The organism is Marinobacter sp. LQ44, from assembly GCF_001447155.2.
In the GTDB taxonomy this organism is placed as follows: Bacteria; Pseudomonadota; Gammaproteobacteria; order Pseudomonadales; family Oleiphilaceae; genus Marinobacter.
In genome coordinates, this window is the sequence record NZ_CP014754.1 from 1,899,434 (window position 1) to 1,916,957 (window position 17,524).

Here is a 17,524-nt window from a genome sequence, read left to right on the forward strand (position 1 = left end):
AAAGTCGGCCCCGACTGAGCAATGGGAATATTGAGTTATTAAAAGGTGCGAGCCCTCGGCCTACATTTAAGGAGATAGAGAAGACCGGCGGTCGCAAAGCGGACATTCAATCATATTGGAGCAGATTCACTTTTTGGCTTTCTTTCTAGTAGTCAGCGTGCTGCTGCTGTTATGACACTGATCCAGCCAGCAAAGCTGAACGGGCATGATCCCTATGCCTACCTGAAGGGTGTGCTGACTCGACTGCCGACGCAGAAGAACACTGCCATCGTCGAGCTATTGCCCCACAACTGGAAGCCGACTATTTCCGACAAGGTATGGTGGCTTGACGCTGACGCTACTCCATCCTCCAACCCTGCCAGGCAACTTCTTCAACCGGCCACATAAACTCGTTGACTTCGGTTAGTCCGCGTTTCAAGATTCATTCGACATTTTGAGATAGCAGCATGACCAACGACAATCACCCTCTCCCTCGCGGACGGTTCCAAGTGCCTCTTGTAGTGCTTTCACTACTGGCATTGCTGCTTGTCTTTATCTCCTCAATTACCCACCAGCAAGCCTCAGCTACTAAGGCCAACCATGGTTTTATCGGAACCGTGGATCATCTGGTTGTTGCGAGTCATAACGAGTCCATCAGGGTACTAGGTGGCAATTCTGAGAACGATGCCGCAGTGGGTGGTGATCCGGACCTTTCCGACTGGTGGCCTGCCAGTCCGATGGTGCTAGGCGTCGGTCTTTGCCGCAGTAACTGCATCATCACCGCAGGAGCGGGACATCCCCCTGCATCTCCTCGTTTTTTAATCCCGCTTCTTCGCGCACCCCCTCTGGCGTAGTCCTCCGCTTTATCATGGCTGTGCATCTGGGCAGTCATACCGGTTAGTGAAGTTTTCTTCGAGGATTACCCATGAAATCGTTGCATACACGGGCCGTCGTTTACGGCCTGGTGATTGTGCTCGGGTTGTTGAGTGCGTTGCCGAACCTTCTTTCCCCTACAATGTCCGGGAAGCTCCCGGATTGGTACCAGCAGAATACGGTCTCCCTGGGGCTTGACCTTCAAGGTGGCTCACACCTGCTTCTGGAAGCGGATATCCAGGAACTGTTTGCCAGCGAGCACGAAGCGATGGCCGGCGAGTTGACCAACTCCCTGCGTGAAGCGGACATTCGATACGGGCGCATCCAGATGACTGATAGAGGCATCGAGCTACCGGTGCGCCAGCCCGAACGGGTGTCTGAAGCAGCCAGCCTTGCTCGAAAACTGGCAACGGATACTCCGGATGGCACGCGTCGGTTCGACGTTGATATCAACGGCGGACGGCTGGTGCTGACGCTGACCGAGTCCTGGCGTGCAGGTATTTCCCGAGATGCGGTGGAGCGAAGCCTGGAGGTAGTCAGACGGCGACTGGATGAAACCGGACTGGTGGAGCCCAGCATCACTCGCCAGGGTAGTGACGGCATTCTGGTACAAATGCCGGGCGTCGCCGACCCGAGCGAGATTCGTGAATTGCTCGGTACCACCGCGAAAATGACGTTTCACTGGGCAGCCCGGGCAACGGCGGAGGAAGATATCGCAACCATTATTCTGCCGGGTGCCTACGAAGACAGAGACTACAAACTGGAAGAACGGGTTGCCATAGCAGGCGAGCACATCCGTGACGCACGCATGGCTTTCAATCCGGATACCAACGAGCCGGTGGTCAATTTCAAACTGGATGACAAGGGTGCCCGGCTGTTTGGGGATATGACCCGGAACAACATTGGCCGGCCCCTAGCCATTGTACTGGATGGTGAAGTGATTACAGCGCCGGTAATCCGCAGCGCCATTGGCGCTAGTGGAGAGATCAGCGGTGGATTTACCACAACAGAAGCCAGTAACCTGGCTCTGCTACTGCGAGCTGGTGCCTTGCCCGTGCCCCTGTATGTGGTCGAGGAACGTACCGTGGGCCCTGACTTGGGCAGTGACGCCATCGCCATGGGGCTGACCACCGGTTTGCTGGGCGCAGCCATGGTGATTGCCTTCATGATCGGGCTTTATGGACGTTGGGGACTAATTGCCTGTGTCGGGTTGACGGTGAATATTGGGCTGGTGTTCGGGATATTGAGCTTGCTGGGGGCTACCCTGACTCTGCCAGGTATTGCTGGAATTATCCTCACCATTGGCATGGCGGTGGATGCCAATATTCTGATTAACGAGCGTATCCGTGAAGAATCCCGCCAGGGCAAGCCTGCCTGGATGGCCCTCCGAGAGGGGTTCGGCAAGGCCTACAGAACGATTCTGGATTCCAACTTCACGACACTGATCGCGGTCAGCCTGTTGTTCCTGTTTGGCAGCGGGCCGGTCCGGGGCTTTGCCGTCACAATCGGCATAGGCCTGGTAACGTCGTTGTTTACGGCAATAGCGGTCACCCGCCTGATCATGGAGTGGCGCATCCGGGGCCGTGCACGGGAACCGTTAGTGATTTCTGGCATAGCCCTGCTTGACCGCCTGAGTGAGCGGGGCGTGAACTTCATGCGCGGTCGCGTGATCGGTCTCATGGTATCGGCGGTGTTCTCCATTGCGGCAATCGCTCTGTTTGTGCAGCCGGGACTGAAATACGGCGTCGATTTTACCGGCGGTACGGTAGTGGAGGTACAGGCCCAGGGAGTCACTGTTGATAAGTTGAGAACCACGCTTCAGGCGAAAGACCTAGAGGACGCCGCCATTCAGGAAGCAGGCGCGGATGGGCGCTTCCTTATTCGCCTGCCAGCAGAGCAAGGAGTACCGGGGGCGACCGCGGAGCAAGTGGCATTGCTCAAAACCGCTGTTACCTCTGTCGAGCCAACGGCGGAATTCCCGAAAGTGGATATGGTAGGGCCTAAAGTCAGCGGTGGCTTTAGTGATGCCACCATTCTGGCTATTCTGTTGGCCGGTGTTGGTATGTTGGCGTACCTATGGTTCCGATTCGAGTCCCATTTCGCCTGGGCCGCCACACTGACCATTGCGCTGGATCTCACCAAAACCATCGGTTTCTTCGCCCTCGCCGGCGTGGAGTTCAACCTGACGGCAGTTGCGGCACTGCTCGCGCTTATGGGATATTCGGTCAACGATAAGGTGGTAGTGTTTGACCGCATCCGGGAAAACATCCGCAAGACGCCGGACCGCCCCATGCTGGAACTGCTGAACGATAGTATTTCATCGACGCTTACCCGCACTGTGTTTACCTCGGTAACGACCTTTCTGGCGCTGCTACCCATGGGCATTGCGGGTGGAGCCGCCGTTGCGAGTTTTGCCTTGCCCATGCTGTTCGGAATTGTAATTGGCACCAGCTCCTCGGTCTTTATCGCGTCGCCAATCCTTTATTATCTGGGGCAGCGACGGTCGAGGAAAGGGCTTGCTCAGTTGCGGCCGACTGCCGAGGAAATTCGCAAGGAACTGGAACTCATACCCTAGGGAGGTTACTGATGCCAGGGCAGACGCGTTTACAAAGGGGGATGATGAATGTTCGCCATTGTTTAGGTGCCCCTGGTCGCAAAGCGAACGTTCAGATGGTGCGATAACGCCGGCGCACACTAAGCGTTCGGTGATCCCAAATTGATTCGATGACCACCATCGGGCCAATTAAACCCAGTCAGTAACTTGTAGGTACTCCTCGCACCTTTTGACTGAGAGCGGCTTAGCATATAGATAGCCTTGTCCCGCATCACAGCCAAGGATTCGGAGATGGTTTTCTTGCTCTTTGGTCTCAATTCCCTCGGCCAGTACATCGAGTCCTAGGCTATGTCCCATCTGAATAATCGCTTTGGCAATTGCTCCACTTTCCTGGTCGTTAGGTAAGCCCCGGGTGAATGACTGGTCACTGTGGCCATCACAGCTGGGCTGGGCGATTCTGTATCTCCTGCTCTACAGCAGAGCTTGTGGGAGGGCCAGAATCCCCCTGCAGCTGGATATGCTCAGTCACGAGGCTCGACACATAGAAATCTCAGAGATGAGAATGAGTTGCATCCCATCTCGCTTACACTTACCCGGAGAGAGCTTTAGATAGCTTGGCTTGCCGGGTGGGAAGATTGACCGTTTCAGCTGCGATCATCCGGTCTCCGGAAAAGAGCCAGAATTCACAGGCATTGTCACTCTCTGTGGGACGCCGCTGAATTCGGTCGTATCCAGTGGCGATTCCAATACACTGGACTTTCATGCCGTTGAGATCTGACCAAAAACGAGGAGGAGAGGCAGGCGGAGACGGTTTACCACAAATATGAGCCGCCGCAATTTGTGCTTGAAGCATGGCATTGTGAATAGTTTCTATTCGGATGGGTGTATTGGTGGAAACGTTGACGGCTTTAGCGCAATCTCCGATCGCAAATATGTCAGGGTCAGAGCTACGCATGCCGCTGTCTACTATAATACCACCGTCGCAATCCAGGTTTGCGTCTTGCGCAAGTTCAGCATTGGGGATGGCTCCTATACCGATAACAACGACGTCTGCGGGTTTCGTAGTGCCGTCGGACAAACGGATACCGGAAACTCGGTCTCCCTCAGTGAGAATCTGGTTGACGCTAGCATTGAAGTAGAACATTACGCCGGCGGAGGCCATGCGGTTTCTGACAAAATTACTTGTTAATGGTGACGCTACTCGACACATCGCTCGGCTGTTGGCCTCAAACACAGAGACTTGTTTTCCCTGTAGATTGGCAGCGGAGGCGACTTCAAGCCCGATAACACCCGCGCCGAGAATGGCCACCTTCTCGCATTCCGGGGCTAACAGGGCATTACGTAATGCGGCGGAGTGGTCAAGATTCCTGAGATAGAAAACATTTTTTGCGCTCTCACCAGGTAAATCAATAGGACGTGGCCTCGCTCCTGTTGCCAAAATCAGCGTGTCGTATTTAATTTTCCTGCCGCCTTGAATCACTACTTGCTTTGCCGATCGTTCAAGCGCTATTACTTTACCGCCTTGTTCAAATTCAACTTTGTTGTCCCGAAAGAAATTAGGAGAACGGATCGGAGTTGGCGAGGGCAACTCATCTGAGGTCAAATAGGCTTTGGACAACGGGGGACGCTGGTAAGGCAGCGTGTTTTCCTCGCCCAAAATGGTAATCGTTCCGTCGAATCCATTCTGGCGGAGAGCCTCTGCGGCGGTCAGGCTGGCTATTCCAGCGCCAATGATAACTATTTTTTGCATATTCGCTCGATTCCTCTTTTGTTTTTGTAGCACTATAAAAGTCCGCGCAGTCGAGCTTCAGTGACTGCCTGAACCCGGTTGGTTACTTTAAGTTCGCTGAAAATCTTCTTCATATGCCATTTGACGGTATCCTCCGTCACGAGAAGCCGTTCAGCGATCTCTCTGTTGGTCATTCCGTTGCTTACGCATTTCAACAGAGAAATCTGCTTTATCGTGATAGTTGAGTGGGCATTGCCGGGCACAGGTGGCACGCTGGAGTCTTCTATTCTGACATCGGGATCCTTCGTAGCTTTAGCTTCAGAGTCGTCTGGCAGATCGTTAAAAAGATCCTGAGCAAGGGGGCTAAGAGAAAGTAGCGCTTCTTTGATCCAGAGCCGTGTGAAGTGACAGTTCAAATGTTCCGAAAGTAGGTTTGCATCAAGAATCATGCGCTTCGCCGATTTTGATGAGCCGAGGGCAAACGCTGCCAGGGCCTGACAATAGTGGGCGGCGATCCTGGTTCTAGCGTCTGAAATTGCGCTGGCGCTTTGTAGTGCTTGTTTGGCATATTTTTCGGCGACACCAAACTGTTTCCCAAGCCGTAGTCTATACATTGAGGTTACCAGGGCCATACGTGCTTGAATGGCCTGGTTTTGATTTGGCAGGAACGTCAGCTCACATTCATCGGGGAGTATGGGTGGACCCAATTCCTCGTTGTTCAGGAGAGTAAACTCAGCTAACTGAACTTTAGTCAGGATATTTAGACGAGAGAGCTCTCGCTCGCAGGAGGCTAAGCGGGATTGTTCCAACAAGGCCATGGCTCTATCTCGGAACCCTTGGTGGTACAGAAAACGGCTGTAGGCCTGTGTACACCCCCACAGAATATCTGTAACGCCATAGTTCAAAGCGAAATCGAACGAAGCCTGTGCAGATTCCTGGGTAACCAGGTGATGGTTCTGTTCGTGCAGGATTTGTAACTCAAGGGTGCCAAACATTTTATTTAAAAAAGTTTTTGGCACCTGAATCTTTTCTGCTGTTTTATTCGCCTGGATCAACACACTCATTGCTCGGGCGATGTCACCCTTGAACAGTTCAGCCTGAATTTCTGCAGTTTTAAGCCAGATAAAAGCGTAATGTTGATTGGATGACTGGATGGCCACAGCCGCTCGATGGGACAATCGCTCCAACTCTTCAAAATGGCGTCCACTGGAGGCAATGAATGCCTGGCAAGTAAGTGCTGCGCCTTTGCCAACCATGTTACGGTCGCCAAAGGCGTCTATCCATTTTTGACAGAGAACCTGACTCTCCAGTAATTCATCCTGTGTAGCTTTGCCTATCGCATTAACCAATTCCCGCCATCCTTCCTCATCAAGATTGCTCGCCCCCCTGGAGCTCGGATGAAGCGAACTAGCCAGTATTTCGTCTGCTTGACGAGCTTGTTGGCTGAAATACAAAATCCACGCGTAACCTATGCTCAAGGCGGCAATTTTTTTTATCGTGCGAGCCGGTACTTTTCCAAACCAGGTGCGAAGTACTTCGATTTCACCCTGTCTGAGTGCCACGTCCAGGATAATGCTGTCACTTACGACGCGAGCCCATCGATGGTCACTGGCTTCCAGAGCTGCATTGATTGAATGGAGGTACTCTCCCCTACGCCAATGCCAGAACGCGACCCGTTTCAGTACATACGAGCGACGTTCTCGTTGGGTGGTGTTAAATAAACTACGCAAATACTCTCGCAGCACAGGGTGCATATCCATACGATCAGCAGAAGTCCCGGTGGGAGCTAAAAGAGCATAATGTTCGTTAAGAAACGTAATTTCCCGGTCGGCCTCTTCTGTCTTATAGACATAGCCATAGCATTCAGCGCTGATTACTTCGAGCATCGCTGCATTGCAAAGAAAGGTCCTCGTACTATTGGGTAACGCAGTTAAGAGGTTGTCCCTGAAATACGAGCGAGTTTCCGGCCAAGTCGCTGCGGGGAGATTTGGGTTTGGGGTTCGGCACATAAGCCTGACAAGTGCTGGCCATCCACCGGTCGCTTTTATGATGTTGCTGGCTTCGGGGCCACCCATACCAGATAATTCACTAACCTCCTCTTCTGTAAATACAAGTTCATCAGCACCATACGTTACAACACCCGCCATCATAGACAAACGTGGCAACGCCCCGACGCGACTCGGTGCAATGAAAAATTTCACATTGCTCGGTGTTTCACAGATTAAATCCTCAATCAAATCCGCGGTATGTTTAGCCTCGCCAACCCCATCAAGGCAAATTCTTATCGTCTTTTTTGCATTACACAGTGCGTTTCGAAGAACTTCGATGGTGTCGATGTCACTTTTTATCATGCGCCAGGATTCAACTCCTTCGAGTTGATATAAAACTAACGCTGCAAACAAACTGCCATTAACGTCACATGAGTCAGGGCACGACCGGGTATTGATATAAACGGCGCTCTCACGTTCCAGTTCGCGAGTGTTTGCTGCCAAGGCCACTTGTACAGATTTTCCATAGCCTGGCGGGGCCCGATACAGAACTACCTTTGATTCAGGCGTAGCAGAAGGCCTCAGGCAATAGCGGTCTAAACACCCTTGAGTAATGAAATACTGACGAGCCCACATCCTTTCAGACATCCTCCGACACCAGTCTTCCAAGCTATGGCGGGTCATGACAATCCGATCTCCTGCTTCGTCTCCCCGAAACGCGAGGGCGCTATGGGGTGAAAGCATATTGATAGATGTCTAGTGCGAAAACTACCCCTTAGAGTAGTTGTTTGATCTCCGGTTCTGGCCAAACCTGTTCATGCCTACAACTTGTCCGTTCACCTGAGGGACTCGGTGTTCGCACAATGTAGAAAAATGATCAAGCTGAAAAACAATAAGGTGATCCTAATGTCAATGTCAGAAAATGTCTTAACAACAGAGTCTCTTCAGAGAGACCCTGATGCCGAAGGTTATGTGGACAGAAAACGCCACCTGTGGGTCCTTTCTGTGCTGTGGCCAGCGACGCCTCTTATTGGCCTTTATTTGGTATCCCAGACTGGATGGAGCATTTGGTACGGATTGGTGTTGATCCTTTGGTATGGCGCAGTTCCCTTGATTGATGCCATGTTTGGAGAGGATTTTTCAAACCCCCCTGAGTCGGCTGTGCCTCGGCTTGAACAGGATCGTTACTATCGGGTACTGACCTACTTGACGGTTCCTATTCACTATGCCGCCTTGATTGTCAGTGCCTGGTGGGTATCCACGCAACCAATGAGTGTTTTCGAGTTTCTGGCATTGGCCCTTTCCCTGGGAATCGTGAATGGCCTGGCTCTGAACACAGGCCACGAACTTGGCCATAAAAAAGAAACGTTTGACCGTTGGATGGCGAAGCTTGTCCTCGCCGTGGTCGGATATGGTCATTTCTTCATTGAGCACAATAAGGGGCATCACCGTGATGTGGCTACGCCGATGGACCCGGCGACATCCCGCATGGGTGAGTCCATTTACTCATTCTCACTGCGTGAAATTCCCGGTGCTTTCAAGCGGGCATGGGATTTAGAGGAACAGCGCCTCAGTCGTTGTGGAAAAAGTGTCTGGAGCCTGGAGAACGAAGTTCTTCAGCCTATGATTTTGACCGCTGTGCTTTATGCGGGATTGCTGGCGTTTTTTGGCCCGTTAATGCTGATCTTTTTGCCCATTCAAATGGCCTTTGGCTGGTGGCAGCTGACCAGCGCCAACTACATTGAGCATTACGGATTGCTGCGCGAGAAGATGTCGGATGGACGTTATGAGCGTCAACAACCGCACCACTCATGGAACTCAAACCATATTATGTCGAACCTGATTCTGTTTCATTTGCAACGACATTCCGACCATCACGCCCATCCTACAAGGTCCTATCAATCGCTTCGCGACTTCAAAGACCTGCCTTCCTTACCATCGGGATATCCCGGGATGTTCCTGGCCGCAATGTTTCCCTCATGGTTTCGTTCGATAATGGACCACCGGGTGCTGGATTGGGCTAAAGGAGATCTCGATAAGATTCAGATTCAACCCGGCAAGCGTGAATTCTATGAGCGTAAATTTGGTGGGACTGATTCTGAATCAGTCGATACCGCCGCGGCTAAATGATCGGCTAATCGGAACTTATATACCTCGTTTACTTTATTTACGTTGCAGAAAAAGAGCCTCTGACGTGCACCTGAAAGAGGGTGCGCGTCGGGCGCTACCAAAACAAAGACAATAATATCGTTTGAAAGGTGCTCTAGATGGCTAAATATCAATGCCCTGATTGTGGTTATGTATACGACGAAGTGGTTGGTGATCCGCACGAAGGCTTTCCTGCAGGAACGACATGGGAAAAAATTCCTGAAGACTGGTCCTGTCCAGACTGTGCCGTCAGGGATAAGGTTGACTTCGTTGCGCTTCAAGAAGCGAACCCGGAACTTTCGGTGTCCGCAACCAATACAGCGGTCCGCCCTGCCAGCCAAGCTAAGACCGAGGGAGCATCGCAGAAAGCAACGGGCGCATCTACTCCTTCAGCTAAAAATAAAACAAAGCCCAAAGCGAAACCCAAGCCTAACTCTTCAAAATCGCCGAAAGACTCGACTCAAAAAGATACCTATCGGAAGTGGGTCTGCATCACTTGCGGCCATATCTACGATGAAGCTCTCGGAGATGAAGCCGAAGGCTTCCCTGCCGGCACTCGTTTTGAAGATATTCCAGACGATTGGTGCTGTCCGGACTGTGGTGCCACAAAAGAGGACTATGTCCTCTATGAAGACTAGTAATCCGATTGAAAATAACAACAGTCTCGTTCGGCAAGAGGTGATTTTATAATGCAGATTGCTAGTCTGGCGGAGGTTGGGGTGACCAATGTGTCAACCAGCGATACGATTGATTCAACGTTCGCGGCCCTACAGCGGGCACAACTTGCGCGTCGCGGAAGCTTTACCTTGGAGGCTCGAATAGCGCAGCTCGACCAGCTGCGGGATTCAATTAAACGCCACGAATCAAACATCATTGCGGCTTGCGCGGCGGACTTTCGAAAACCCGCTCCAGAAGTCAAATTAACTGAACTCCTGCCGGTGCTTCAGGAAATTCGACACACTAAAAAACACTTGCGTAAATGGATGCGTCCGAAGCGAGTGGCTGCATCCGTTGGTGTTCTGGGCACGAAATCTTATGTTCGGCCAGAACCAAAGGGAGTGTGCCTGATTATTGCACCGTGGAATTATCCGCTCAATCTTGCGCTCGGGCCTCTCGTCTCAGCGTTGGCTGCAGGGAACGGAGCCATCATTAAACCCTCGGAAATGACACCACATACCTCAAAGGTGATTGCCAACATTGTCGCCGAAACCTTCCCTCCCGATCTGGTTTCCGTGATTGAGGGTGATGCCGCGGTAGCGCAGAAACTGTTGGCCTTACCCTTCGACCACATATTCTTCACGGGCAGTCCTGCGGTAGGCAAGGTGGTCATGGAGGCTGCCGCCACGAACCTTTCCTCAGTGACGCTGGAATTGGGGGGTAAGTCCCCGACCATTGTTGGCCCAGATGCCAACATAAAGAGGGCTGCAAGAAACATTGTCTGGGGTAAGTTTGCCAATAATGGACAGACCTGTATCGCCCCAGATCATGTTTTTGTGCACGTTAATATCGCAGATCAATTCAATGAAGCACTTAAAACGGAAATTGGGCGAGTCTATGGAAAAACACCAGAAGCCCAGAAATCGACCGCCGACTATTGCCGGATTGTAAATCGACGTCATTTCCAGCGAGTTTCAAACCTGATAGATGATGCCAAAAACAAAGGTGCAAGAGTCTTTGAGGGCGGTGTTACAGATGCTGAAGAGAATTTTATTGCTCCGACGTTGATTTCAAATGTATCCAGCGACATGGATATTTCACGTGAGGAGTTATTCGGCCCGATCTTACCCGTTATTGAATTCGACGATATTGATCTGGTTATCAAGAAAATCAACGATAACCCTAAACCGCTTGCGCTTTACATATTCGACAAAAACGAGTCTTTTGCCACGGATATTATCGAGCGAACGAGCTCCGGCGCTGTAGGAGTCAACCTTACAGTTGTGCATTTTCTACATCCGGGTCTGCCGTTTGGTGGAGTTAATAATTCCGGGATAGGGGCGGCACACGGTGAATACGGTTTCCGCGCTTTTTCGCATGAAAAGGCGTTGATGGAGGATAAACATTCTCTTATGCATCTTCTTTTTCCACCCTATACAGCCTGGGTCCGGCGTCTTATAGAGGCTGCTGTTCGTATTCTGGGCTGAGCATAATCAAATAATAAGAGAGTTATTATGTACGATTACATTATTGTCGGTGCGGGATCGGCGGGCTGTGTATTGGCCAATCGGCTTACGGCGGACTCTTCAAAGCGAGTAGCGTTGCTAGAAGCGGGCCCAAAGGATAAAAATCCACTCATACATATGCCTATAGGTATAGCACTCCTTTCCAATAGTAAAAAGCTGAATTGGGCTCTTGAAACCGAACCTCAAGAACATCTAAAGGAGCGCCGCCTGTTTTGGCCTCGTGGGAAAACACTTGGCGGGTCCTCTTCTATCAACGCCATGGTCTATATCAGAGGTCACAAAGCCGATTATGACCACTGGGGTCAAGTTGCCGGGACAGACCTCTGGGGATGGGATCGCGCTTTAAAATTGTTTCGTCGACTGGAAGATAATAAACGTTTTGGCGCAGATTCTTACCATGGGGAGGGCGGTGAGCTCACCGTAAGTGAACTCAAATCAGTCAATCCGTTGAGTCGAGATTTTGTTCGAGCGGCACCTCATGTAGAGCTCCCGATAAACACGGACTTTAATGGAGAGACGCAAGAGGGATTGGGACTCTACCAGGTGACACAAAAAAATGGTCGCCGTTGGAGTTCAGCGCAGGCATTTCTGCGTGTCGCGGAGAACCGGCCTAATCTTGATGTGCTAACGGACGCGCGGGTAACCCGGGTGGTAATGGACGGTAAGCGGGCAGTCGGCGTGACACTGAACCAGGGGGGCGAATATCGCCAGCTTAGACTCAATAACGGCGGTGAAGTCATATTGTCTGGTGGTGCGGTTAATTCACCACAACTACTTATGCTTTCGGGAATCGGTGATAGCGAAGAGCTTGGAAAACACGGGATCCCCCTTGTGCATCATCTCCCTGAGGTCGGCCAGAATCTGGTTGATCATTTGGATATTACGATCATGCACGCGGCGAACTCACGTTTGCCCATTGGCGTTGCTCCCAGTTTCCTGTTTCGGGGCGTGAGCGCATTATTCTCATATATCTTTGCGCGACGTGGATTTCTTACCAGTAATGTTGCCGAGTCCGGAGGCTTTGTTAAATCCGAGCGCTCGTGCGAACGGCCAAATGTGCAATTCCACTTTTTGCCAACTTACCTGAAGGATCATGGACGAAAAGTGATGGCCGGGTATGGGTACACCTTGCATATTTGCGATCTAATGCCCAGAAGCCGCGGTTTTATAGGTCTCAAAAGCCCTGACCCATTGGCCGACCCGTTGATTCAACCCAATTATCTCAGTAACCCCGAAGACATCAAAACAATGATCTCGGCCGTTAAATTTGGACGACGGATACTCGGGGCACCAACAATGGCTTTACATAGTAAACGAGAAATTAAGCCCGGAAACTCGGTGTCTTCGGACGGTCAGATTGCGGACTTTATCCGGGAAAATGCAGAGACTATTTACCACCCCGTTGGCACTTGTCGTATGGGCGCGGATCCGGATTCAGTCGTTGATCCGGAATTAAAAGTCAGAGGGATTGAAGGGCTAAGAGTTGTCGATGCCTCGATAATGCCCAGTTTGGTTGCCGGTAACACCAACGCACCCACCATGATGATTGCCGAAAATGCAGCCGACATCCTCTTGGGAAATGTTTAGGTTCAAACCCGGATTATGCCTTCTACATTGGACCTTAATGACGCCAGATACTCGCGTCAACCAACTACAAAAACGACAGGAGATAAACGTGCTTGGCCAAATGATGAACATGGAGCTCACCGTGAATTCCTTGATCGACCATGCTGCTCGCTACCATGGAGACGCTGAGATTGTGTCGATAGGAACGGATGGAAATCCCAGTCGATCTGACTGGGCAACTGTTTCGGAGCGGTCGCGACAACTTGCGTCAGCGCTTCGAACGGCAGGCTATGTCCAGGGGGATCGGTGCGCGACCATTTGTTGGAATAACGTGGGGCACCTGGAATGTTACCTTGGCATCTCTGGTGGCGGGATGGTGTGTCACACCATTAACCCGCGACTGTTTCCAGAACAACTCGTTTACGTTATCAACAATGCTCAAGACAAAGTCATATTCTTTGACAAAACGTTCCTTACCATTGTTTCAAATATCCGAGACCGACTGGAGACGGTTGAGAAATTTGTATTGATGTCCGAACCGGACGAAGAAATTGCAGCGCAATTTCCAGGCTTGTTGTTTTATGAAGAGTTTCTCCAGCGAGGAACGCCTAACGCGAATTGGCCTGAAATCGCCGAAAACCAGGCCTCAAGCCTCTGCTATACATCGGGCACCACCGGAAATCCCAAAGGGGTGCTCTATTCACACCGCTCCACCGTTCTGCACGCGCTGGTAGCTGCTCAACCCGACGCACTGAATTTATCGGCACGGGACGTGGTGATGCCGGTTGTTCCTATGTTTCACGTAAATGCGTGGGGGGTACCCTACATTACGGCGATGGTTGGAGCCAAACTGGTGTTGCCTGGTCCTGGCCTGGATGGGCAAAGTTTGGTCAAGCTGATCGATTCAGAAAGCGTAACGATTGCGCTGGGTGTGCCTACGATTTGGCAGGGACTTCTCTCGGCTTTGGACGAGCTTGGCTCCTCGGCACAGTCGCTTAAACGGACGGTGATAGGGGGTAGCGCTTGTCCGCCCTCAATGATGTCGGAGTTTCGTGGTAAGTATGGCGTAGAAGTTGTCCATGCATGGGGAATGACAGAAACATCACCGATCGGGACCGTCAACGCACTGCTGTCGAAACACAATACTCTTTCGGAGGAAGGAAGAAACAAAATCCGTGAAAGCCAGGGACGGCCTCCCTACGGGGTGCAGCTCAAAATTGTAGGAGAAGACGGTCATCAACTGCCCGAAGATGGCATTGCTCAGGGAAATCTCCGCATCCGTGGTCATTGGGTGGTAGCCGATTACTTCGGTGTTGAACCAAATCAGACTCTTGAGGAAGACGGTTGGTTCGAGACAGGTGATGTTGCTTCGATCAATGATGATGGATTTATGACAATACGTGACCGCTCAAAAGATATTATTAAATCTGGTGGTGAATGGATATCTACAGTCGAATTGGAGGGAATCGCAATGGGCCATTCTGCCATCAATGAAGCTGCCGTAGTGGCGGCCTCCCATGATAAATGGGACGAACGACCGATCCTGTTGGCAGTAAAAATACCCGACGCAAATATTACTGAGGAGGAACTTCTTGCTCATTATCAAGGGAAAGTCGCCAAGTGGCAGATCCCGGATCGCGCGATCTTTGTGGAAGGATTGCCACGCAATGCCACTGGGAAAGTATTAAAAAACAAGCTGCGTTCTGAGTATGGGGAAGTATTAGTCAATAAACCGGCAAGCTAGCTTCAATGAGTGGCATTTGTGTTACGAAAAATTGCAGTTTTACCTAAAGCCAATTTGTTTTAATACCAAAAAGGATAATAAAAAATGAAACCTAAAATAATTAGTAAAGTCTCGTTAGTGGCGTTCCTTTTACTTTCACTTGCTGCGAGCCTGGCCAACGCTCAATCTGAGCCGGTTTACAGTAGAGGCGACTGGGTGGTTGGGCTGAATGCCACTAGAGTTCTAACCGATGAAGATTTGCGATCAGCCTCTGTGGGGAGTGCCCCCGTTCCAAATTCCAACCTGTCTATTAACAACGATACGACCGTATCATTCGACGTGTCGTATTTTCTGAGTAATCAGCTGGCATTTAACATTTTTGGCGGCATTCCCGCTAGTGCGGACCTCCAGGGCGAAGAGTCTCTCTCCGGTCTTTTTCTTGGTCAAACAGATTATGGTCCGGTAATTCTTTCGCTTCAGTATCATGTTTTGACGGGTAGCAACTTCTCTCCGTACTTTGGAGCGGGTGTAGGACGGATTCTCTTTTTAGATGAGAAGGATCGCGCACTAACCGACTTCGACGTCGAAGATACATGGGCCCCTGCGGTTCAGGCTGGTTTTCGCTGGAGGATACACAATAACTGGTCGGCAAATTTTGACGTTAGATATGCACCCTTCGAGGCGGATATCACCGGTAACCTGGGCCCGGCCCCTGTTCAGGCAAAAGTGGAAGTGGACCCCACTATCGTGAGCATCGGTGTTGCATATCGCTTTTAAATGCCAAGTATACCAACCGTCTGCATTTGCTGGTCGCTTTCAGCAACCTGCTGATTGATAAAAAACCTGCAGCGTAAGACCAATGCGCCCCTTTTCCGCCAAGATTGCGGAAAAGGGGCAAAAACCAGCGGTTATTCAGATCTTCCTTAGGTATATAGCCCCAGCCTTATGCATCATTTAAAGGTCTCGTATCGTTTAGTCGAGTAGTATATAGCCATCAGGACCGGCACGTCCTTACTATAGAAAACCTTTTCAGTAGTCCCGCAAGTTTCATTTAATCGAGCAAGTGTCTTAACATTAATACCGCTCGTAACTATCGGTTCTTGATGTCCACCATCAATAAGCCGGAATCTTACTGTGTTTGATTTACACACCGCTTGAAGCTTGCAGTCTGAAAAGCCCTGTCTTGGCTGCCACCACCCATCCGCATGAAAAAGCATATGCTCAGATGAACCAAAACAAGAGGTCGACACCGAATGGGCGATGTTGCTTATGAAGGATTGAGTGATCGGAACCTCTACCCATAATGGCCGATAGAGACTTCGCTTTTTCTTTGTGGGTAAAATCAAGTTCATATTTTCGTCGGTAATTGCAAGGTGAGGTTATTAGTGGGACATATAGAGAATTATTTCACCTACATGGACTCCCCCTGCGGTCAAGCAACGCCATTTGAATCCGAAGCGGTTTGAGACTGCGGCTCTACATTCGGCCTCTTTGTGGGCGTTTTTGCCCGGGCCAGGATGATGATGCGTGTGAGCGGGGACCTTATTCGTTAGTCGGCTTCGCTGAGCCGCAGAAATAAACAGGTTCTCCCACTCTCGGTCTGACCGTTCCGTCATCGCTTGCCGTTGCAAGACTCTTCTGGCAGGCTTGTTCTGCCTGTCGTTGGTGCTCGGTTTTAGCCCTCCACAGGCTGTGTCTTAAACTCGGTTTGATTCATGAGTAGTGCCCATATAATCCGGGCGTTCTTGGCCGCCATCGCAACGGCGGCCCGCTTGTATCCACGTCGTTCCACCAGGTCTTTGGCCCAGTCACTGAGTCGATCATTCTTATCCGGTAATTTTGCAATCACTGCCCGGGTGCCATGGATCAGCAGCGTTCGCAGGTATTTGTCCCCGCGCTTGGTGATTCGGCCAAGTCGCACCTTGCCACCGGTCGAGTATTGTCGGGGCACCAGACCCAACCATGCGGCAAAGTGTCGCCCACTTTTGAACTGTCTGGGGTCAGGCGCACTGGCCAGCAGGGCTGTTGCGGTCTGTGGTCCGATACCCGGTATGGCCATAAGGCGCTTGGCCTGCTCATCGCTCCGGGCCATCGCTTCGACCTCCCGATCGTAAGCCAGGATTTCTTCATCGAGCTGTCGAATGCGTTGGTTGATGTTGTTGATTAAGCGGCGAGCGAGCATGGGTAAGTCGTTTTCGGCATCCTCCAGGATTTCGGGAACCCGGCGCCGTGCGGCGTAACGGCCCTGGGGAATGATCAGTCCGAACTCGGCCAGCAGCCCACGAATCTGATTGATCTGCGCGGTGCGTTCTTTGGTCAGTCCACGGCGAATACGATGCAGGCACAGTACGGCTTGCTGGTCTTCGGTCTTGATTGGAACAAACCGCATATTCGGCCGACCTACTGCCTCACAGATGGCCTCGGCATCGTTGTCGTCGTTCTTGCTGCTCTTGCGATAGGGCGCGACAAACCGGGGTGCAATGATTCGGACATCGTGGCCGAGTTTGGTCATTTCCCGAGCCCAATGGTGGGCACCCGAGCAGGCTTCCATGCCAATCAGGCAGGGTGGGAGCTGAGCGATATAAGGCAACAGCTTGGGCCGGTTCAGTCGTTTGCGAACCACGACCTTGCCGTGTTGATCGGTGCCATGAATACTGAACACAGTTTTCGCCAGATCGATGCCAATGGTTGTAACATTCATGATGACTCCTCCTGCTTTTGATTGAAGATGTCAGACACCTTCAATGTGGCACATCGATGCCGTGGGAGCAGGGGGAGTCC

Annotated in this window: 11 protein-coding genes and 1 pseudogene; 8 read left to right on the forward strand and 4 right to left on the reverse strand. The window is 51.3% G+C overall.

The features are described from left to right. Positions 1-135: 135 nt before the first annotated feature. Positions 136-387, forward strand: a pseudogene (locus ASQ50_RS20465) (transposase domain-containing protein); the annotation flags it as partial. Positions 388-904: 517 nt separating this feature from the next. Beyond that, a complete protein-coding gene (secD, locus tag ASQ50_RS08870; RefSeq protein WP_058091248.1) occupies positions 905-3,427 on the forward strand; it encodes a protein translocase subunit SecD in 2,523 nt (840 codons plus the stop codon). 168 nt (positions 3,428-3,595) lie between these two features. Here secD and ASQ50_RS20470 read toward each other — a convergent pair whose 3' ends face one another. The 3 genes from ASQ50_RS20470 to ASQ50_RS08880 form a co-directional block, all read right to left on the reverse strand. Next, a complete protein-coding gene (locus ASQ50_RS20470) occupies positions 3,596-3,862 on the reverse strand; it encodes an EAL domain-containing protein (protein WP_081496573.1) in 267 nt (88 codons plus the stop codon). A 133-nt stretch (positions 3,863-3,995) separates the two neighbouring features. After that, on the reverse strand, positions 3,996-5,156 hold the full coding sequence (locus ASQ50_RS08875; protein WP_041654924.1) for an NAD(P)/FAD-dependent oxidoreductase: 1,161 nt from the start codon (positions 5,154-5,156) through the stop codon (positions 3,996-3,998). Between the two features lie 32 nt (positions 5,157-5,188). Further along, complete coding sequence (locus ASQ50_RS08880) at positions 5,189-7,807, reverse strand: helix-turn-helix transcriptional regulator (RefSeq protein WP_058091247.1); 2,619 nt, start codon at positions 7,805-7,807, stop codon at positions 5,189-5,191. A 222-nt stretch (positions 7,808-8,029) separates the two neighbouring features. Between ASQ50_RS08880 and ASQ50_RS08885 the strand changes: the two genes are divergently transcribed. The 6 genes from ASQ50_RS08885 to ASQ50_RS08910 all read left to right on the forward strand — a co-directional run bounded on the left by ASQ50_RS08885 (position 8,030) and on the right by ASQ50_RS08910 (position 15,520). Next, positions 8,030-9,253, forward strand: coding sequence for an alkane 1-monooxygenase (locus ASQ50_RS08885; protein ID WP_197463861.1), 1,224 nt, complete (start codon positions 8,030-8,032; stop codon positions 9,251-9,253). 137 nt (positions 9,254-9,390) lie between these two features. Next, complete coding sequence (locus tag ASQ50_RS21795) at positions 9,391-9,909, forward strand: rubredoxin (RefSeq protein ID WP_011783984.1); 519 nt, start codon at positions 9,391-9,393, stop codon at positions 9,907-9,909. 51 nt (positions 9,910-9,960) lie between these two features. Next, a complete protein-coding gene (locus ASQ50_RS08895) occupies positions 9,961-11,415 on the forward strand; it encodes an aldehyde dehydrogenase family protein (protein ID WP_058091245.1) in 1,455 nt (484 codons plus the stop codon). A 27-nt stretch (positions 11,416-11,442) separates the two neighbouring features. After that, a complete protein-coding gene (locus tag ASQ50_RS08900) occupies positions 11,443-13,041 on the forward strand; it encodes a GMC family oxidoreductase (protein ID WP_058091244.1) in 1,599 nt (532 codons plus the stop codon). Between the two features lie 100 nt (positions 13,042-13,141). Next, complete coding sequence (locus tag ASQ50_RS08905; RefSeq protein WP_412535742.1) at positions 13,142-14,764, forward strand: long-chain fatty acid--CoA ligase; 1,623 nt, start codon at positions 13,142-13,144, stop codon at positions 14,762-14,764. Between the two features lie 84 nt (positions 14,765-14,848). Then, a complete protein-coding gene (locus ASQ50_RS08910; RefSeq protein ID WP_058091243.1) occupies positions 14,849-15,520 on the forward strand; it encodes an OmpW/AlkL family protein in 672 nt (223 codons plus the stop codon). Positions 15,521-16,418: 898 nt separating this feature from the next. Here the strand turns inward: ASQ50_RS08910 and ASQ50_RS08915 are convergent. Next, positions 16,419-17,444 carry an IS110 family transposase gene (locus ASQ50_RS08915; protein WP_008170306.1) on the reverse strand — a complete coding sequence of 342 codons (1,026 nt, stop codon included), beginning with the start codon at positions 17,442-17,444 and terminating at the stop codon, positions 16,419-16,421. Positions 17,445-17,524 lie beyond the last annotated feature (80 nt).